General features: G+C 41.7%; 17 protein-coding genes. 9 read left to right on the top strand and 8 right to left on the bottom strand.

Annotated elements, in window-relative coordinates; all coding sequences use genetic code 11:
• Nucleotides 1-154: 154 nt before the first annotated feature.
• The 6 genes from E2K52_RS01515 to E2K52_RS01490 all read left to right on the top strand — a co-directional run bounded on the left by E2K52_RS01515 (nucleotide 155) and on the right by E2K52_RS01490 (nucleotide 5,941).
• On the top strand, nucleotides 155-601 hold the full coding sequence (locus E2K52_RS01515; protein ID WP_151203241.1) for an I78 family peptidase inhibitor: 447 nt from the start codon (nucleotides 155-157) through the stop codon (nucleotides 599-601).
• Between the two features lie 122 nt (nucleotides 602-723).
• Nucleotides 724-1,083 (top strand): hypothetical protein, encoded by a 360-nt coding sequence (locus E2K52_RS01510; RefSeq protein WP_151203240.1) that lies wholly within the window; start codon nucleotides 724-726, stop codon nucleotides 1,081-1,083.
• Nucleotides 1,084-1,283: 200 nt separating this feature from the next.
• Entirely contained in the window at nucleotides 1,284-1,553 is a 270-nt protein-coding gene (locus tag E2K52_RS01505; protein ID WP_151203239.1) for a hypothetical protein, read from the top strand.
• 296 nt (nucleotides 1,554-1,849) lie between these two features.
• A complete protein-coding gene (locus E2K52_RS01500; protein WP_151203238.1) occupies nucleotides 1,850-4,489 on the top strand; it encodes a bifunctional aconitate hydratase 2/2-methylisocitrate dehydratase in 2,640 nt (879 codons plus the stop codon).
• A 61-nt stretch (nucleotides 4,490-4,550) separates the two neighbouring features.
• Nucleotides 4,551-5,603 (top strand): hypothetical protein, encoded by a 1,053-nt coding sequence (locus E2K52_RS01495; RefSeq protein ID WP_151203237.1) that lies wholly within the window; start codon nucleotides 4,551-4,553, stop codon nucleotides 5,601-5,603.
• Nucleotides 5,604-5,737: 134 nt separating this feature from the next.
• Nucleotides 5,738-5,941: a hypothetical protein gene (locus E2K52_RS01490; protein ID WP_151203236.1), complete on the top strand. Its 204-nt coding sequence runs from the start codon at nucleotides 5,738-5,740 to the stop codon at nucleotides 5,939-5,941.
• 149 nt (nucleotides 5,942-6,090) lie between these two features.
• On the opposite strand, the gene E2K52_RS01485 is transcribed toward E2K52_RS01490, so the two are convergent.
• Both E2K52_RS01485 and E2K52_RS01480 read right to left on the bottom strand, forming a co-directional pair.
• A complete protein-coding gene (locus E2K52_RS01485; RefSeq protein ID WP_151203235.1) occupies nucleotides 6,091-6,576 on the bottom strand; it encodes an Lrp/AsnC family transcriptional regulator in 486 nt (161 codons plus the stop codon).
• A 383-nt stretch (nucleotides 6,577-6,959) separates the two neighbouring features.
• A complete protein-coding gene (locus E2K52_RS01480; RefSeq protein ID WP_151203234.1) occupies nucleotides 6,960-7,826 on the bottom strand; it encodes an alpha/beta fold hydrolase in 867 nt (288 codons plus the stop codon).
• 115 nt (nucleotides 7,827-7,941) lie between these two features.
• Here E2K52_RS01480 and E2K52_RS01475 point away from each other — a divergent pair, with 115 nt between their 5' ends.
• Nucleotides 7,942-8,400, top strand: coding sequence for a hypothetical protein (locus E2K52_RS01475; protein WP_151203233.1), 459 nt, complete (start codon nucleotides 7,942-7,944; stop codon nucleotides 8,398-8,400).
• A gap of 102 nt (nucleotides 8,401-8,502) precedes the next feature.
• On the opposite strand, the gene E2K52_RS01470 is transcribed toward E2K52_RS01475, so the two are convergent.
• Together E2K52_RS01470 and brnQ are read right to left on the bottom strand one after the other, a co-directional pair.
• The gene (locus E2K52_RS01470) at nucleotides 8,503-8,718 is read right to left on the bottom strand and encodes a hypothetical protein (protein ID WP_151203232.1); all 216 of its coding nucleotides are present in this window, start codon (nucleotides 8,716-8,718) and stop codon (nucleotides 8,503-8,505) included.
• A gap of 597 nt (nucleotides 8,719-9,315) precedes the next feature.
• A complete protein-coding gene (brnQ, locus tag E2K52_RS01465) occupies nucleotides 9,316-10,602 on the bottom strand; it encodes a branched-chain amino acid transport system II carrier protein (RefSeq protein WP_151203231.1) in 1,287 nt (428 codons plus the stop codon).
• A 346-nt stretch (nucleotides 10,603-10,948) separates the two neighbouring features.
• On the opposite strand from brnQ, the gene map reads away from it, so the two are divergent.
• Nucleotides 10,949-11,743, top strand: coding sequence for a type I methionyl aminopeptidase (gene map, locus E2K52_RS01460; protein ID WP_151203230.1), 795 nt, complete (start codon nucleotides 10,949-10,951; stop codon nucleotides 11,741-11,743).
• A gap of 265 nt (nucleotides 11,744-12,008) precedes the next feature.
• On the opposite strand, the gene E2K52_RS01455 is transcribed toward map, so the two are convergent.
• The 4 genes from E2K52_RS01455 to E2K52_RS01440 form a co-directional block, all read right to left on the bottom strand.
• The gene (locus tag E2K52_RS01455; RefSeq protein ID WP_151203266.1) at nucleotides 12,009-12,905 is read right to left on the bottom strand and encodes a LysR substrate-binding domain-containing protein; all 897 of its coding nucleotides are present in this window, start codon (nucleotides 12,903-12,905) and stop codon (nucleotides 12,009-12,011) included.
• A gap of 955 nt (nucleotides 12,906-13,860) precedes the next feature.
• Nucleotides 13,861-14,559, bottom strand: coding sequence for an SIR2 family NAD-dependent protein deacylase (locus tag E2K52_RS01450; RefSeq protein ID WP_151203229.1), 699 nt, complete (start codon nucleotides 14,557-14,559; stop codon nucleotides 13,861-13,863).
• A gap of 15 nt (nucleotides 14,560-14,574) precedes the next feature.
• Complete coding sequence (locus tag E2K52_RS01445; RefSeq protein WP_151203228.1) at nucleotides 14,575-15,525, bottom strand: alpha/beta fold hydrolase; 951 nt, start codon at nucleotides 15,523-15,525, stop codon at nucleotides 14,575-14,577.
• 35 nt (nucleotides 15,526-15,560) lie between these two features.
• Complete coding sequence (locus E2K52_RS01440; RefSeq protein WP_151203227.1) at nucleotides 15,561-16,094, bottom strand: PadR family transcriptional regulator; 534 nt, start codon at nucleotides 16,092-16,094, stop codon at nucleotides 15,561-15,563.
• A gap of 164 nt (nucleotides 16,095-16,258) precedes the next feature.
• Between E2K52_RS01440 and E2K52_RS01435 the strand changes: the two genes are divergently transcribed.
• Nucleotides 16,259-18,283, top strand: a complete 2,025-nt coding sequence (locus E2K52_RS01435; RefSeq protein ID WP_151203226.1) for an NADPH-dependent 2,4-dienoyl-CoA reductase — start codon at nucleotides 16,259-16,261, stop codon at nucleotides 18,281-18,283.
• Nucleotides 18,284-18,460: the final 177 nt, after the last annotated feature.

The following is an 18,460-nucleotide window of genomic DNA, read 5'->3' as shown; positions in this document are numbered from 1 at the left end:
TTAATAGAAGACCTATTTAAAATCAGAAAAGTTATTTAAAAAAAGATAAGACTACAGCTTGTACATAAATATAAGGATCAGACTCAGCATATCGCTGGAGCTGTGAAGTGAATATGCTAAATTAAGCGTCAATAACTTCAGAAGAATGCTGAATATGCAAAAAATAATCTTATCTGGTTTATCTGGCATGTTGGCCACCCTTTTGCTCGCCGGCTGTACCAGCGTTACGCAGAATCATGACCACAAGCCCGTATTAGGCATGGTCAATCCGGCAAGTCAATATTGTGTCAACCAAGGTGGAAAACTGGAATTACGTACCGAAGCGCAGGGGCAAGTTGGTTACTGTCATCTAAAAAATCAACAGGTCATTGAAGAATGGGAATATTACAATATGAGTCAGCCCAAATGTGTACCTGAACAGGCTGTGGCCTTGGTTGGACAGGCAGATTTGACCGAAGCACAGATCAAGCAAAAAACCCAAGCCCAGCTGGTAAGGGTTATTCATCCGGGGGATGTCGTTACCATGGATTATAATGACGCACGTATCACTGTAACTGTAGATGCAACCAGCAAAAAAGTTTTACAGGCGAATTGCGGTTAATTTCTTCCGAAGCTTCGCCTGTTAAAGACCGGATTAGACTCTTCTACTTAAGGCACAGGATTTGCATTTTAAATGACAAATCCTGCCTGATCTTTTATATTGCCTTGTGGAAGGAGAAGTTCATGAAAAAATTATTGGTCTTATCGTTTATGGTGGCGCTGGTGGGTTGTGCCGAGAAGAAACCTTTAACCCCGGAAGAGCAATGGCAAGGTTACTGCCGTAGTGTGGGGAATGCCGCGCGTACCATTATGCTGGACCGTCAGAACGCGATTGAAAAAGACAAGGCAATTGAACATGCTAACAAGATTGATGATGATACAACTCGGACATTTATCCTGGGCATCATTGATGAAATTTATGCACTTCCAAAAGAAGAAATTAATCAGGATGTAGCTGCGGCACGTGAAAAAGTGCGGGCTGAGTTTACGCAAAAGTGTATTGCTACACCGCATGATGAAATGCCAGATTATAAACCGTTCTAAGAAACGGTTTTTTTATTCCTGATGAAGTCAGTTTGCTCTCATAAAATTGTAAAACCTTAATTCAGCCACCTGTTTTTAATGGCTATTAAATAGCCTAAGTAAATATATAATTTGTGACAATTGCTAAATCTAAAATATAGAAAAGCTTATCTGAATATTGAATAATAAATTTAACTCCAGAACTTCAGGAGCAACATAAGATGAAAGTCGTTAAGTATTTGCATCACTGTGATTTGCTGTTAGAAGATGAACATGGTTTTGCAATAATTAGTGGTGGTCACTATGTATTGAGTGTGGGTGACCGGGTGGTTTTTAAAAGAATTATAGAACAGGATAAGCAGTTGTATCAGGTGGACATTTCCTTTGCCAGCAGCAACCATAGCACTACCTGTGAAGATCAATGGTTTCTTAAGTTTGAAGGCTGTCGAGATTCATTCCAGCAATATTTAAACTCAACCACAGTCCACTAAGGTGGAGTATCTTTTTTTATATAAATCAGGCAACATCAGTGTTGCCTTTTTTATGCATCAAATTCAGTTAAAAGGGTTCATAACCGTCGTTAATTTATGCAAGCAGATGGCCCTTGATTATTGAATGATCATTATGGGCATCATTTATTTATAAAATAACGAGCATCACAAAGAAACACTTTACTTGCATTAACTTTTAACTGGAAGTTTAGTAAAATTTTGGAGTCCATATTATTTATGAAGCTTTATATAAGCAGGAAATCATAAATAATTTTTTAAAAAAGAGGAATAACACCGTGCTAGAAGCTTACCGCCAACACGTTGCAGAACGTGCCGCACTCGGAGTCCCACCGAAGCCACTTGATGATACTCAAACTGCTGCATTAGTTGAATTATTCAAAAATCCACCAGCTGGCGAAGAAGCATTCTTAGTTGATTTGCTTGAAAACCGTGTTCCAGCGGGTGTTGACCAAGCTGCTTATGTTAAAGCTGCATTTTTAGCTGCTGTGGCTAAAGGCGAAGCAACTTCTCCACTGGTTTCTAAAGAACGTGCGGTTTACTTACTGGGCACTATGCTTGGTGGTTATAACGTTGCTCCTTTAGTTGAACTTTTAGATGACGCTGCTCTAGGTGAACTTGCTGCTGAAGCGCTGAAAAAAACGCTGCTAGTATTTGATGCGTTCCATGACGTTGCTGACAAAGCAAAAGCGGGCAATGCAAACGCGAAAGCAGTTCTTCAATCTTGGGCTGACGCTGAATGGTTCACTAGCCGTAAAGACGTTCCTGAAGAAATTAAACTAACCGTTTTCAAAGTAACTGGCGAAACCAACACGGATGACCTGTCTCCAGCTCAAGATGCTTGGAGCCGTCCAGACATTCCATTGCACGCAAATGCAATGCTGAAAAACGAACGTGATGGCATCAACCCTGAAAAACCTGGTGAAGTTGGTCCATTAAGTCAAATTAAAGAACTTATCGCGAAAGGCAACCAAGTTGCTTACGTGGGTGACGTTGTTGGTACAGGTTCATCTCGTAAATCTGCAACGAACTCGGTTCTTTGGTTCTTCGGTGACGAGATTGCTCATATCCCGAACAAAAAAGACGGTGGTTACTGCTTAGGTGGTAAAATTGCTCCGATTTTCTTCAACACGATGGAAGATGCGGGTGCATTACCAGTTGAGATCGATGTTTCTAACATGAACATGGGTGATGAAATCACTCTGAAAATTGATCATGCTGCTGCAAAAGTAACAGCGTTCAAAGATGGCGCACAAATCGCTGAAGCTGAACTGAAAACTCCAGTACTTCTAGATGAAGTACGTGCTGGTGGTCGTATTAACCTGATTATTGGTCGTGGTTTAACGACTAAAGCACGTGAAGAGTTAGGTCTTGCTCCATCTACTTTATTCCGTACTCCAGTTCAGCCTGAGAATACAGGTAAAGGCTTCACTCAAGCTCAAAAAATGGTAGGTCGCGCTTGTGGTCTTCCTGAAGGTCAGGGTGTTCGTCCAGGTACTTACTGTGAACCACGTATGACAACTGTTGGTTCGCAAGATACTACAGGTCCGATGACTCGTGATGAATTGAAAGACTTGGCTTGCTTAGGTTTCTCTGCTGACCTGGTAATGCAATCTTTCTGTCACACAGCTGCATATCCGAAACCAGTTGACGTTCAAATGCAACACACGCTTCCTGATTTCATCATGAATCGTGGTGGTGTATCTTTACGTCCAGGCGATGGTATTATCCACTCGTGGTTAAACCGTATGCTTCTTCCAGATACAGTAGGTACTGGTGGTGACTCGCATACTCGTTTCCCAATCGGTATTTCATTCCCGGCAGGTTCTGGTCTTGTAGCGTTTGCTGCTGCAACTGGTGTTATGCCACTAGATATGCCTGAATCTGTACTGGTGAAATTCAAAGGTAAAATGCAACCTGGTATCACGCTACGTGACCTGGTACATGCAATTCCTTACTATGCAATTAAAGAAGGTGACCTGACTGTAGAGAAGAAAGGTAAGAAGAACATCTTCTCTGGCCGTATCCTTGAGATCGACCTAACAGAAATGGAAACTGACCTGACTGTTGAGCAGGCATTCGAACTTTCTGATGCTTCTGCTGAACGTTCAGCAGCGGGCTGTTCTATCACTCTTTCTGAAGAGAAAGTTGCTGAATACCTGCGCTCAAACATCACTATGCTGAAGTGGATGATTTCTCAAGGTTATGGCGATGCGCGTACTATGGCTCGTCGTGTTGAGAACATGGAAAAATGGTTGGCGAACCCATCACTTCTTAAAGCTGACGCTGATGCTGAATACACGAAAGTGTATGAAATCGACCTTGCTGACATCAAAGAACCTATCCTTTGCTGCCCGAACGATCCAGATGATGCAAAACTTCTTTCTGACGTTCAAGGCGACAAAATTGATGAAGTGTTCATCGGTTCTTGTATGACAAACATCGGTCACTTCCGTGCAGCTGGTAAGCTTCTAGAAAAAGTACCAGGTGGTTCTTTGTCTACTCGTCTATGGTTAGCTCCTCCAACTCGTATGGATGAACACCAGTTGATGGAAGAAGGTTTCTATAACACTTATGGTAAAGCTGGCGCTCGTACAGAAATGCCAGGTTGTTCACTGTGTATGGGTAACCAGGCACGTGTAGCGCCGAACACCACTTGTGTGTCGACTTCTACCCGTAACTTCCCGAACCGTTTAGGTCAAGGTGCGAACGTTTACTTGGCTTCTGCTGAACTTGCTGCTGTTGCTGCTGTATTGGGTAAATTACCTTCTCCAGAAGAATACCAACAGTACGCAGCTCAAATTGACAGCATGTCTGCTGACATCTATCAATACTTGAACTTCGACAAGATGAGCGAGTATACAGATGCTGCGAAAAACGTAGACACTAAAAAAATTGCTGCTGCTCAATTGGCTTAATTGATCAAAAAGTAGTTTAAAATAAGGGCTGAGTAATCAGCCCTTATTTTTTGAGAATAAAATGGAATACTTATTGCAAAGGTTATGCTGGAATTCGAATGGTTATCAATATCCAGCAGGAAAAACAATAGATGTAGATAAAGGATTTGCAGGAACACATGGCTTTGGATATGAAGAATGGAATTTTAATACTAATGATTTAATAGAGGGTCTTTGCTATGGATATATGTATCAAACACCGAAGAATTTTGAAGGTAAAAAATTTAATATCTTTTTTTTCAGTAAAGATAATGATGGAAGAGATTGGTTGATTGGACTTTATAAGGAGGCGAAATTTTTAAGTGAAAAGCAGCGTGTAACTTTAGAAAAAAAATTTAAAAAATCCGAGATATTTATTAGAAGAAAACAAGAGCTGATAAATTTAGGCATAAATAAAAGATTGGTTAATAATTATATTTTAGGAGAAACAAAAGAGGAAAAATTTATCTTTCCTTTGAATATATCAATCTGTCCACAAAAAATAATTTTGCTGGATAAACCAATTTTGATGAGTAAGTTGGTTAAAGAACGCTTGAATTATCATTATACAACTGCTGAAAATATAACAGGAAAAAATAAATTAAAAAAATTAAGTAGTATTTTTGATGATTTAAGTCTAGCTAATTTAGCTTTAGACGATGATAGAAATCTTAATGAAATATCATATATTAGAAGTGCTAATAATGATGAAAAATTAATTAAACCATTACATAACAAATTATCTAATGATTTAAAAAAATACCTTTTGGATAAGGGTTTTATTGATATTGAACAAGAAAAAAATGCTATTGACTTGACCGCAAAACGAGATGATAGTACCTATATGTTTGAATTAAAAGTAGTTAATACACCTTATGTGAGACATAGTATTAGGGAGGCTTTAGGTCAGCTATTAGAGTATAATTATTATCCTAATAGAAAAAAATTTAATTATTTAAATATCGTGCTAAATAGAAAACCAAGCGATTTAGAAATTGAGTGGTGTAAAAAAATAAATAAGATGGGTGTTCGATTCGAATTATTTTGGCAAAATTTCAATATTTTTGAATGTGCTGAATTGCGTAATGATGAATAGATACTTATGTTGTTATAATGAATGTCATTAGGCTAATTTTTTTTCTATAGGTATGTTGAAGAACAAGCTTTACAGTCATTTTAATAAATCGTTTAATTCTCATATTGAAAAATGGTTTAAAAGTTGTTATAGCAATGCCCAAACAATCCCGCTTCCTTAACGGAACTCAAGTCAAAGAGCAAGGTGACAGTTTCGTCTGCGTAGAAAATGGTAAACAAGTAACTTACCATAAAAAAGAAATCTTCCATCAAGATGCTTGGGATCATGAGTATTATGTTTGTGAAACTATCACAGACCAACAAGCGAAAAACTGGGTATATGATATTGAGTCTAAGTGATTCTTCTTAAATGACAGACAATAAAAAGCCCCATGGTTAGGGGCTAGTCGTATAACTCACGTTATACTCATATAAGGCTCATCTCATACTGAGCGTATTAAAACATAAATAGATCCGCTTGTGTGAGATAACTGATCCTTCTTTTCAGATTATTCAATCATCAACAAATCCGTATTATTGGCCAGCTTTAAAGGACGCAGGGCAAAAATCGAACGGGTGTGACGAATTCCCTTCATGGAATATAGGTTTTTACGCAAAAAACGTTCGTAGTGTTCAGAGTTTTTCACTGCGACTTTGACCAGATAATCATAATCACCCGTGACCAGATGAGCTTCCACCACTTCAGGCATATTGGCCAAGGCTTCACTGAACTCATTTAAAATTTCATCATCATGACGTTCAAGCGTGATTTCAATAAAGAATAGCTCATTAATCCCTAAGGCTTTGGCATTAATATTGGCAGTATAACCCTCAATAATATTATTATTTTCCAGGCGTTTTAAGCGCGTCCAGCAGGGAGATGTGGACAGGCTTACTTTCTCCGCCAGTTCGGTCACACTTAGGCGACCATCCTTGCGAAGTTCTCGAAGAATTTTGCGATCAATGCGATCCAATACGTAGTCATTATCAGTCATGTTGAAAGAAAGCAAATTAAAACATATAAATAAGTTATACCATTGATAACCAGGAAGTGAACATACATTGTGTATATCAGTGTGCGCTTGCACTAAAAGTAGTCAAGCTTAAAAAAAGATCATACCAAAAAATTGAAAAATACCACTTTGCATTAAGGCTTAGTGACAGCAATAGTAAATGCAGCTTTTATCTTATTTAACAAATCGGATGTCATGGTTAATCTTGCAGTGATTCTCTCAAACAGTGCTTGCCTAAAATAGCAGGATATAAAAAAGAGGGTCTACTTTAAAGTTTTGGCTTTGTAGTAGACCTTTCGAACAGTTTAAAGTCGAGCTTCTATTAAAGGGCCGAGGCTTACTTGAATTGTTGAGCTAAAAATAGCCTAAGCTGCAATTTCTTTTTCAATAATAGGCCATAAGTTTTCATGTGAAGATTTGAACATTGACATATGCCCAATCGCCTTGTGTCCTAGAGTGGAAGGATTCAACTCAATGGCTTTTGTTGCAGCATTTGGATACAGGCGTAACAGGTCTTTGACATTGGCTTCAGTGGCAATTTCATCATCTGTAGACCAGATGGCCGTAATAGGACACTCAATTTGCACATGATAATCCTGCTGTCGGGTCACGGTTTTACCGATGGCATTGATTACATAACCTGGCTTGCTGCAAAATTGTGCCCATTCACGTGCTACATCTTTGGGCAGGTTTTCTCCCATCCCAATGGCACGGGTTGGTCCATAGCCAAGAGTGAAGCGTGATAAGGGAAAAATCACATCAAACATGAGAGGTGCCAGTAATTTGGTTCGCCCTTTTAAGCCTTTGATATGGCCGGTGGAGCCAGAAATGGCAATTACCTTAGCCACTTTTGCATGGTTTGGCACAAGGCCGAGTAGCTGTCCACCTGCACTATGACCCAGCAAGATGAGCTGTTCAGCCTTAGTTTTATCTAAAAGAGCATCAATTGCCGCAGGAATATCCTGCTGTCCCCATTGCACGATGCTGGCTGTCGACTGTTTTAAAGGTCCATATAGAGACTGACCAATTCCCCGAAAGTCAAAGACCAAGACGGCATAGCCTTGCGCCTGTAGCCAGCAGCTAAAACGATGATAAAACTGTTTGGTAATTCCCGTCGCCGGACAGATTAAAATGGGATAGGGTTGTTGTTTAGATGCAGATGCTTCATAAAAACATGCGCTTAATTGGTAGCCATCTTGGCAGTTTAGGGTCAATGTTTCAAATTTAGACATAAGCTACACTATATTTTTAAATCAGAATGATTGATTTAATGTACACCAGTTCTAAAAAGAAACTCGCTCAAATAATGACTAAAAAGTCAGTAGAATGACGACAGGGAATAAAACTATGGAAGTAGCAGCACTTGATCTGGCAGTCAAAATTGCCATTATTTTTAGTGGAATTTTCTTATGGGTGGGCATGCTGACCGGCGTGTGGAAATATTGGCAGATCCGGAACTCTGCACAATCTCGGGCGCATTATTATGTCGATATTGCACATCGCAGTAGTTTGCTCTATGCACCTGCATCCTTGATTTTGGCGGTACTCGCTCATGTATCGGCATTTTCCGCAGCGCTTAACTTGATCTGTGTCATCGTGAATATAGTCTTTTTCAGCTTTTCAATCGGGGCCTATATTCTGCACGGCTATTTGAGAGATACCACGAATCAGTTTAAGACACCGCATCAATTGGGCAGGTGGAATTTCCCTGGAATTTTGATGACAGGTGCGATGCTAGGACTAATTATTGCAGAAGTAGGAGGGACAGGAATCTTGCTGTATGGTGCAGTTTTAGGGTTGTTTTAGGTTCTATCTTTTATTATTTTGAATGCATTATTACTTTTTTCTGTCCAGATGGATGAGGGGTCAGCTCATCCATCTGGGGCAATCTAAAAATTGAGGAAGTGATTAGCGGTATTTCTGGTCAACGAGGGCCCAGAGGAAAAAGACCATCGAGACAATCATCGCATAACCGAAATATTCAAGTTTTAAATTGCCTTGAATTAAACAATGAACAAATAAAGTCAGCATGAGCGCGATGCTAGTGCTTAAAAAGGTCACCAAGTCGGTATTGGTTTTAAGAGCATCAATGAAGACTTGCTTGTTGAAATGTACTGATAACATCTCCATTTCTCCTATAGTTATTGGTCTTATTAAATGACTAAAATAGAGTAACTTAGTCAGAATTGAATATACAGTTGTACTGTTTAATTTCAGCTTTTGCAACTGTTCCAGAAAGCTTTCACAGTGAAAAAGCTTGACTTTAGTCAAGTATCTGCATAAACAATTGATTTAAAATGAATTATAGTTGCATGCCAAAGGCCAGAACGGTCAATTGCAAAAGTTTGCAACTTTTTAGATTCATCTTAGGTGAAAGAGAAAAATTTTACGCTGAAATGATGGAGAAATAATCAATTTTGTGTAAGTGTTTGTATGAGTAGAAGGTGCTTTTGGTTTAAGTCAAAAACCTTAAGTATTTAGAATGCATAAATATATTTTTATTTGAGCCAGATTATAAATCTTATTGTGCCAAGCTATCCAGTAAAAAATTCGTTTTTTGCTATTTTTATATCAAATTTTTGACTTATGTGCGCTAACAGGACTTTGCAGGGTGTAAACAATAAATGTCCGTTTGGGTAAAACCTGACAATTATTGATCACGCTAAAAAACGGATTTTGGGTAAAAATTCGTTTTTTTATGACCTCAACATGCTAGAAGGATTAGTTTTTAATACGGTCAATCACAGCTGCAATCAGTAGAACAATCATGGAGGGGATAAACCAGGCCATATTTTGTTCAGAAAGTGGCAAGCTCTCTAAGCTAGCAGGTAAACTGAAACCGGCAACTTTTAAGCCATCAAAGATACCAAAGATCAAGGCAACCAAGGTCACTGGAGCAATGACATGCGATGGTTTCTTAAAGAAGCCTGTCAAGAAGCTCAGCATAATAACTGTAATGGCGGGTGGATAGATCGCACTTAATACCGGGACTGAAACTGCAATCAGTTTGGTTAAACCGAGGTTAGATATCAGCAGCGAAAAACCAATCAGGATCAGGACAAGAACTTTATACGGAATTTTGGTCAGGCTGGAGAAGTACTCTGCACAGGCACAGGTCAGGCCGATTGCAGTCACCATACAGGCAATAAAAATCATGCCGGACAGGAAGTACGCGCCCATGTCACCAAAGGCATATTGCACATATGCATGCAGAATAACCGCCCCATTGGCCGCATTCGGAGCAACTTCATGACTACCCAGACCCAGTTTAAACAGGCTCAGATAAACCAGAGTTAAACCGATCCCCGAAATAATCGCAGCATTCACTGCATATTTGGTAATCAGCTTCTTGTCCGTTACGCCACGCGATGTAATTGCTTTTACAATCACAATACCGAAAACCAGAGCACCCAAGGTGTCCATGGTCAGATAACCATTCACAATCCCTTCAGAAACCGGGCTGTCAATATAGCTGTTGATCGGTGCAGGTGGTGCCTGGGCCGGAATCATGACAGCGGCCACTCCTAAGATAATCAGGGAGATAATCTTAAGCGGAGAGAGAAAATAGCCGACAGTATCCAGAATCTTGTTCGGATACAGGGAAACGAGCATCACGACCGCAAAATAGATACTGCTATAAATTAGCAGGCTACTGGATTCATTGCCGAAATAGGAAGAAAACCCGATTTCATAAGAAACGGTGGCGGTACGCGGAGTTGCAAATAAAGGACCGACGGCCAGATAACAGATCACAGTCAGCAAAATACTGGCGGCTTTGCCCAAAGGCGAGCTTAAAATCTGGATAGAACCTTCAACACGAGATAATGCAACAATAGTGATAACTGGTAAGCCGACAGCAGTAATCAGAAAACCGAAAGCAGCTAACCATACGTGTTCACCGGCCTGTTGCGCCACAATCGGTGGAAAGATAATGTTACCTGCACCAATAAATAGTGCAAAGGTCATAAAACCCAAGGCAACAATATCCCGAGTACGGAGACTTGTCATAAAGGGAGAGTAGTAAAATGAAAAATAGATTTTAGAATATCTGTACGGGTTTTTGGAGTTTATTTTAGCTGGAAAGGCGCTGATCGTATTGCTCTTGCTAAGTGAGTCAACAGATATTCTAAATTTGGTGGAGATATGTTATTGATATTTTTAAAGAAAAGTAAAATCTATATTTTTCTGACAAATTATTCAGAATTTACAATAAATTGAAAACTTTATTGTTTGTATAAATAGTCAGCATTAAAAAATTGTTTTGCCTAGCGTTAAATGCCTGTCTAGCCCAAGAACCTCGGCATTCTCAGCTAAAAAGGACTATAATTGGGTGATTCAGATTGAGGATAAATTGATGCGAGCGCCAGCCATTAGTCTTAAAACCGAGCAGGATATTGAAAAACTGCGCATATCCGGGCGCTTGGCCGCGCAGGTTCTGGCGATGATTGGAGCGCACGTGAAAGCAGGGGTGAGCACTGAATATCTGGATGATCTGTGCCATGATTTTATTGTCAATACTTTGAAAGTGACACCTGCCAATATTGGCTATTATGGCTATACCAAAACCACCTGTATTTCTCCAAATGAAGTGGTGTGTCATGGTATTCCTTCTGCCAAAACCATCTTGCAAGACGGCGATATTATTAATATTGATGTCGCTATTATTAAAGATGGTTATTTTGGTGATACCAGCCGTATGTATTATGTCGGTACGCCATCAGCTGAAGCGAAGCGTCTGGTTAATACGACTTATGAGGCGATGGTGGCCGGTATTCATGCCGTGAAACCGGGGGCAACACTGGGCGATATTGGCTATGCCATTCAGACTGTGGCAACACGGGAGGGGTATAGCATCGTCAGAGAATATTGTGGTCATGGAATTGGCAAGGTGTATCATGAACAGCCGAATATTCTCCATTATGGACAACCGGGGCAGGGCATTAAGCTGGTGCCGGGTATGGTCTTTACGATTGAGCCGATGGTGAATATGGGCAAAGCACGAGTCAAAGAACTTAAAGATGGCTGGACGGTAGTCACCGCAGACAAATCCTGGTCTGCGCAATGGGAACATATGGTTGCTGTGACTGAAACAGGCTTTGAACTGTTATCGCCATGGCCTGAAGGCACTGGGGAATATCCGGAAATTTAAATTCTGCTATAGCCAATGAAAATACAGTAACCCATTACACCGGCTCACATAACTTACATTAGCCGGTATTCTGTGGACGAAAGCCTACAAAAGACTACAGCAAGAAGTGGTTTCGAGCTTTGACAGAGCTTATATTCATCTTGTTTAGCCTAGATGTTTCCTCTTTTCACTCAAGTGCTGTCCTGTAGTTTCCAGCTCATTTTCTAATGAAAATGAGCTTTTTTTATGTGAGCGAAAATTCTTTCAAAGTCTCTTTATCTCAACTTTAATCCTGTTGTAGTTGCTCTACCAGATAGTCAATAAATACCCGTACTGCAGGCAACAGGCCGCGACGTGATGGATAAACCACATGGGAAATCCCGTGGGCTGCTTTCCATTCAGGTAAGATCTGTACCAGCTCACCACGTTGTAGGTAGTGTTCGACGACGTGATCCGGCAATAAGGCCACGCCACATCCCGAGGCGGCCAGTTGGGTCAATATGTTCAGATCTGAACCACATACGGTTGGGCTAACCTGGATTTTCTTTTGCTGCTGGCCATTTTGCAAGACCAGAAATTGCTCACTGTGTTCTTCAACCATACTGAGAATTTTGTGGTCGGCCAGTTGCTCAGGGCTTTTAAGATCACCGAATTGATTTAGATAGCCTTGACTTGCAAACAGATGCTGCTCCAGTTTAGCAAGCTGGCGAATCACCAGATTTGGATCATCATTCAGACTGGATCGAACCCTTAAGGCCAGATCAAATCCTTCATTGATAATATCGACACGACGATTGGTCACCAGCATCTGAATCTTGATTTCTGGATATTTTTTAAGAAAGTCTGGAAGGATTTTAGCCATTTCATTTTGAGCCATTGAAACTGGCAGACTGACTTTAATTACGCCACGTGGTTCGGTACTTAAATGATCCACCAGGTCGTGCGCAGCCTGAGCGGCATTTAGCATGACCTGGGCATGCCGGTAGATATTCATGCCGATGTCGGTCACGGCAAAATGGCGTGAACTACGTTGAATCAGACGGACGCCCAAACGTTCTTCCAGATTATAAACGCGTCGACTTAGTTTGGACTTGGGAATATTCGTAGCACGTTCAGCAGCACTGAAGCCGCCATATTCGACCACTTGGGCAAAGCAATAAAAGTCATCCAGATCCGTCAGCATTTTCTTTGATTCCATATATGCAACAATATGCTGATTAAAGTCTGATTGTTGCATAGTGTCAATTGCAGCTGATTAAAAAATTTGGACAAAGGCAATTATTCAACATGACGCGATTCATCGTTGCTCATAGGAAAAGCCCATTCGGCATGAATAGGTTTTTTGAAAATATTAATCCTCTTGTTCTTAAAGGGCTTTTATAGAGGGTATTGGGTTCATTTTAGAAACTATTAAATTAGATTAATCAAAATAAACTGCTAGCCCATTCCAACTGGGTCACTCTAAGGAGGTCTGATCTAACTGTATTCCAGATGACTAATTACTCTTTAAATGAAGACAGAAGGCCCATCTTTTCTTAATTACTGGCATTTCTTTTAATCATCCAAGTGGAATCCATATGAACGAGTTATTTCTAACTTTTTAGGAATTGGAGAACCATAGCTTGTACAAAAGCAAGAAGTAAAACCTGAGTCTTGTCTAAATATTCCAATAGAATCTATACCAGAAATCCAATCAAATAATCTTTCATTCAGCAAAGTAGATGAATCTGCTCCAGTACCCCTCTTTACGACATCAGCTGCAATGACAGAGATACCTCATATAACTGTTTTTATTGATGAAGAATTTAACCGTTCCGTATAAGCAACTACCACTAATTTTTCATTTATCACTCTTAGATAAGCCACATGTATCATAAAAACGGGATGATACATTTATCCTTATTGATGCTTATAAATGTAGTTGGGTGTAGCAGAATATAACTAAAATTTTTTAAATAATTAATTGTTTAACATATTGTTTGCTATATAAAAAGAGCTTGTTATCGAACCTGCATCTAAAAAATATTTATCCAAAAATGCCATAAGTTGGGTCGGAATATAAGCTAATAACGGCGGGTTAAAAACCAAGAGACTGTTTTGATGATTATATCAATAACCAACTATGTACCGTTTGATATTCAGGACTGCAACTGCTTCACTAAAATCGACAGGCCTTCGGTTGCCGTCTTGGCAATTTTCTGAAACTGGGCAGGAAGATGCTGTTGCTCTGCTTTGGGATCAATATAGTAGGCAGTGCAACTGGCAGGAATGTCATGAATTAACCCGGCCACTGGGTAGACCTGTAAGCTGGTACCAATCACGATAAAAATATCTGCATCTGCGACACACAGCTGGGCATCTGTATAAGCCGGCACCGCTTCGCCAAACCAGACCACATGCGGGCGTAATGGATAACCTTGCCTGCAAAAATGCTTGTTCAGATCCAGCTCGGCGCCTTCCACGGAATAGAATTCCCGGGTATTTTCTGCGTCCGGACCAGAGCTTTTGGCCAGCCGGATGTTGCCATGTAAATGGATGACTTTGGAGCTGCCCGCACGTTCATGTAAGTCATCAATATTCTGGGTGATGACGTAGACATCATAATTTTTTTCTAAGCGCGCAATGTGCTGGTGGGCAATATTGGGCTGTGCCTCCAGAATGTTTTTGCGCCGTGCATTATAAAAACGTTGTACCAACTCTGGGTTTTTAGCCCAGGCCTCAGGAGTGGCGACCTCTTCAATGCGATATTGTTCCCAAAGCCCATCACTGTCACGAAAAGTATTGATTCCACTTTCGGCGCTTATGCCTGCACCGGAAAAGACCACCAGTCTTTTCATCGCCATTCTCCTGGGTTAAATTGCTGTTCTGAACGAGTTTACTGTCGAGGGTGCTGGGTGATGTTCTTTCAGAAATCTGGCCAGCTCTTTGGCAAATTTGACCGGTTCAGTCAATAAAGGAGCATGACCAGATTTGTTAAATAGTACCTGTTTGGCCTGTGGCAGGCTTTCTGCAATCAAACGTTGACCTTCAAAGGGATAGAGTCTGGACTGAACGCCGCTAAAGAAGGTCACCGGACAAGAGAGTTGGCTAAGAGCTGCGCGGTAGTCTTCCCGGTGATATAGATAGTTGTTGATATACCACAGCATATAGTCTATGCGCTGAGTGGGAAGTAGTAGACCCTGCAAACGCGGCTGATTCAGAATGAATTCACAGGATTTTAAGCTGAGCTTATGTCCATTTTGCAGTTGTATAAAGCGCAGCCATAGAGCAGCCAGCGCTGCACGTACTGAGCTTTCCAGCTTCCGGATGGAGCCAAGATGGACATGCTGAGCCAGAAGCAGGGAAATCTCCTGCAAAATCCCGATAAATTCTTGATGGCGCGAACCAAAAAGTCCAAATGCCCAAGCCTCGTCTACCGATATTTTAGGGGACTGATCAATATGTAAATAGGCGGAAATATGTTGGGCAAAGTGATCATAATGCAGGCCATGCATCGCCGTCGTGGCACCCATGGAGTAAGCAATTACCATGAGTTTGTCCAGATTTAACTGGGCTAGAACCGAACGTACATCTTGCCAGTGACTGGAAATGGCATCCAGATCGGACGGGATTTTGCAGTTGCCGGATGCGCCAAAGCCACGCCATTCAGGAATAATAAAACGGAAATTTTTTCGATGCGGATAGAGAAAAGCAGCCCATTGCCAGCTCAGCATGCCCAGACCGGATAATACCAGCACCGGTTGTCCCTGACCGTATTCGCGGACAAACAGTTGTTCAGCATCGGGCATGGTATAAAAAGGCATGGCTATACTCCAGGGTGTATTTTATTGTAATTACCTTAAAATTGTTTGAGACGCGGAATGAGCTGTTCTAACCAGTGAATCCAGCCCGTTTCCTGATCAATACCCAGTTGCAGAATCATTTTGTGAATATACAAGGTACGGTCATTTTCATCGGCTTGGGCAAAATCCTTGGCAAAAATCTGCTGATAGGTCTTTAATTTTTCTTTATGCAATTCCAGGTGGCGTTCCAGTTCAGGCAAGGTGCTATTGCCTCCAAGCTGCGCTTCGGCCCGTAAACGTACCATTAATTCTTCACGCAATTGTGCTGGCGGACTTTGCTCAAGCATCCAGCTGGTCAGCTCTTCACGGCCCAGACGCTCGACCTGATAGGTTTTTTTACGTGACTGGGCATTTTCTTCTTTCAGGGTGGAAATCCAGCCTTTGCCTAACATGGCATTTAATTCACGATAAATTTGCTGATGGGTCGCATTCCAGAAAAATCCCATGGAACGGTCAAAACGGCGTGCCAGTTCAATACCGGTACTGGGTTTTTCAATCAGGCTGGTCAGCAGAACGTGGGCTAAAGACATAGACGTCTCAAAAAATGACTCAGGATTATTATGCAACATGTTGCATAAAAATCAATTCTGACATATAAAATAGTGCAACAAGTTGCATTAAAGCTGATGGTTGAGGGAGAAAATGGTCAGCTTGTAAAACAATAGCCAGCATAAACGCACGCTCAGGAGTAGAAATGTCTAAATATCCCAACTTACTTGCCCCACTGGATTTGGGCTTTACCACTTTAAAAAACCGGGTATTGATGGGGTCAATGCACGTAGGTCTTGAAGAAGTACCAGGTGGCTATGAGCGGATGGCAGCCTTTTATGCGGAGCGTGCCAAAGGTGGTGTGGCTTTAATCGTTACAGGCGGGATTTCCCCCAATGATCATGGTGTGACCTTTCAAGGTGGCTCAAAGCTCGACACAATTGAAGAAGCAGAAAAGCATAAAGTCATTACCCGGGCCGTCCATGAGGCGGGAGGTAAGATTGCCATGCAGATTCTGCATACCGGGCGTTATTCCTACCAGGCTGAAAATGTAGCACCGTCACCTATTCAGGCCCCTATTAATCCGGTAAAACCGCATGCTTTAACTTCTGCAGAAGTGCAGCAAACCATTGATGATTTTACTAACTGCGCCGGACTGGCTCAGTATGCCGGTTATGATGGCGTAGAAATCATGGGTTCAGAAGGCTATCTGATCAATGAGTTTATTGCGGCACGTACCAATCACCGTGATGATGAGTGGGGGGGGAGCTATGAAAACCGCATTCGTTTCCCGATCGAGATTGTTCGCCGTACCCGTGAAAAGGTCGGTGAGAACTTTATTATTATTTATCGTCTTTCTATGCTGGACCTGGTCGAGGGTGGCTCAACGCTGGAAGAAGTGGTTCAGCTGGCAAAAGAAATTGAAAAAGCTGGTGCAACGATTATCAATACCGGAATTGGCTGGCATGAAGCACGTATCCCGACGATTGCCACCAAAGTGCCAAGAGCAGCCTTTACTTGGGTAACGCGCAAGCTGAAAGGTCTGGTTAATATTCCGCTGATCACCTCTAACCGGATCAATACGCCTGAAATGGCTGAATATGTACTGGCCTCGGGTGATGCCGACATGATTTCTATGGCACGTCCGATGCTGGCTGACTCTGAGTTTGTCCTCAAGGCTGAGCAGGGGCGCAGTGATGAAATTAATACCTGTATCGGCTGTAATCAGGCTTGTCTGGACCATATTTTCTCGATGAAGGTTGCCACCTGTCTGGTCAATCCGCGAGCTTGCTATGAAACTGAATTAATTTTTAAAGAAGTCAATGATGCAAAAAATATTGCCGTAATTGGCGCTGGCCCGGCCGGTCTGAGTTTCGCAGTCTATGCTGCCAATCGTGGGCATAACGTGACCATATTTGAGGCGGCGGCGCAGATTGGTGGACAGTTTAATATAGCCAAAACCATTCCGGGCAAGGAAGAATTCTATGAAACCTTACGTTATTTCAAACGTCAGATTGAACTTCAGCCGCGTATTAAATTAAAGCTGAATCATACCGCCAGTTTTGAAGAGCTTGTCAGCTCAAGTTTTGATGACATTGTAGTGGCAACTGGAGTAACACCACGCCAGTTGTCAATTCCGGGTATTGACCATCCTAAAGTACTGTCTTATCTGGACGTGCTGAAAGAGCGTAAGCCGGTAGGTCAGCGGGTCGCGATTATCGGTGCCGGAGGAATTGGCTTCGATACCGCAGAATACTTGAGTCACGAAGGTGAAAGCGGCAGTGTTAACCCGCAAAAATTCTATGATGAATGGGGGATTGATACCGAATATAACCAGGTAGGCGGCCTGAAAGCGCCAGAACTGGAAAAATCAAATCGTGATATTTATTTATTACAGCGTAAAGCCGTTTCAGTTGGTGCAGGTCTGGGTAAAACTACCGGCTGGATTCACCGCACCGGCTTAAAACATCGTGATGTAAAAATGATCGCGGGCGCCAGCTATAACCAGATTGATGATCAGGGACTGCATATCACGGTCAATGACAAACCTATGCTGCTGGAAGTGGATCATGTGGTAATTTGTGCAGGTCAGGAATCATATACCGCTATGTTTGATGAACTGAAAGCTGCAGGCAAAAATGTGCATCTGATTGGAGGAGCCAAAGAGGCTGGTGAACTGGATGCCAAGCGTGCTATCCGTCAGGGTGCCGAACTGGCTGCGGCGATTTAATTGCCTTCCAGCCCTCTTTTAAAGGGCAAGAAATCCCCCCCTTTTACCAATAAGCAGTTGGGAGGGGGCCTTAGCTAATATTCAGGGATGGGGCTGGAAACAATTCTCTCCCTGAATCCTCTCTTGAAAGGAAAGAGGCACTGGATAGAAGGAAGTATGAGCTCTTTTTCCTTCAGG

This window comes from Acinetobacter sp. RF14B (assembly GCF_006864105.1).
In the GTDB taxonomy this organism is placed as follows: domain Bacteria; phylum Pseudomonadota; class Gammaproteobacteria; order Pseudomonadales; family Moraxellaceae; genus Acinetobacter; species Acinetobacter lwoffii_C.
This window is presented reverse-complemented; position numbering and strand designations above follow the sequence as displayed.

Excerpts from the sequence above, each read along its gene's own strand:
- E2K52_RS01515 (WP_151203241.1), top strand. The coding sequence starts at position 155 with ATGCAAAAAATAATCTTATCTGGTTTATCTGGCATGTTGGCCACCCTT.
- E2K52_RS01510 (WP_151203240.1), top strand. The coding sequence starts at position 724 with ATGAAAAAATTATTGGTCTTATCGTTTATGGTGGCGCTGGTGGGTTGT.
- E2K52_RS01505 (WP_151203239.1), top strand. The coding sequence starts at position 1,284 with ATGAAAGTCGTTAAGTATTTGCATCACTGTGATTTGCTGTTAGAAGAT.
- E2K52_RS01495 (WP_151203237.1), top strand. The coding sequence starts at position 4,551 with ATGGAATACTTATTGCAAAGGTTATGCTGGAATTCGAATGGTTATCAA.
- E2K52_RS01490 (WP_151203236.1), top strand. The coding sequence starts at position 5,738 with ATGCCCAAACAATCCCGCTTCCTTAACGGAACTCAAGTCAAAGAGCAA.
- E2K52_RS01485 (WP_151203235.1), bottom strand. The coding sequence starts at position 6,576 with ATGACTGATAATGACTACGTATTGGATCGCATTGATCGCAAAATTCTT.
- E2K52_RS01480 (WP_151203234.1), bottom strand. The coding sequence starts at position 7,826 with ATGTCTAAATTTGAAACATTGACCCTAAACTGCCAAGATGGCTACCAA.
- E2K52_RS01475 (WP_151203233.1), top strand. The coding sequence starts at position 7,942 with ATGGAAGTAGCAGCACTTGATCTGGCAGTCAAAATTGCCATTATTTTT.
- E2K52_RS01470 (WP_151203232.1), bottom strand. The coding sequence starts at position 8,718 with ATGTTATCAGTACATTTCAACAAGCAAGTCTTCATTGATGCTCTTAAA.
- brnQ (WP_151203231.1), bottom strand. The coding sequence starts at position 10,602 with ATGACAAGTCTCCGTACTCGGGATATTGTTGCCTTGGGTTTTATGACC.
- map (WP_151203230.1), top strand. The coding sequence starts at position 10,949 with ATGCGAGCGCCAGCCATTAGTCTTAAAACCGAGCAGGATATTGAAAAA.
- E2K52_RS01455 (WP_151203266.1), bottom strand. The coding sequence starts at position 12,905 with ATGCTGACGGATCTGGATGACTTTTATTGCTTTGCCCAAGTGGTCGAA.
- E2K52_RS01450 (WP_151203229.1), bottom strand. The coding sequence starts at position 14,559 with ATGAAAAGACTGGTGGTCTTTTCCGGTGCAGGCATAAGCGCCGAAAGT.
- E2K52_RS01445 (WP_151203228.1), bottom strand. The coding sequence starts at position 15,525 with ATGCCTTTTTATACCATGCCCGATGCTGAACAACTGTTTGTCCGCGAA.
- E2K52_RS01440 (WP_151203227.1), bottom strand. The coding sequence starts at position 16,094 with ATGTCTTTAGCCCACGTTCTGCTGACCAGCCTGATTGAAAAACCCAGT.
- E2K52_RS01435 (WP_151203226.1), top strand. The coding sequence starts at position 16,259 with ATGTCTAAATATCCCAACTTACTTGCCCCACTGGATTTGGGCTTTACC.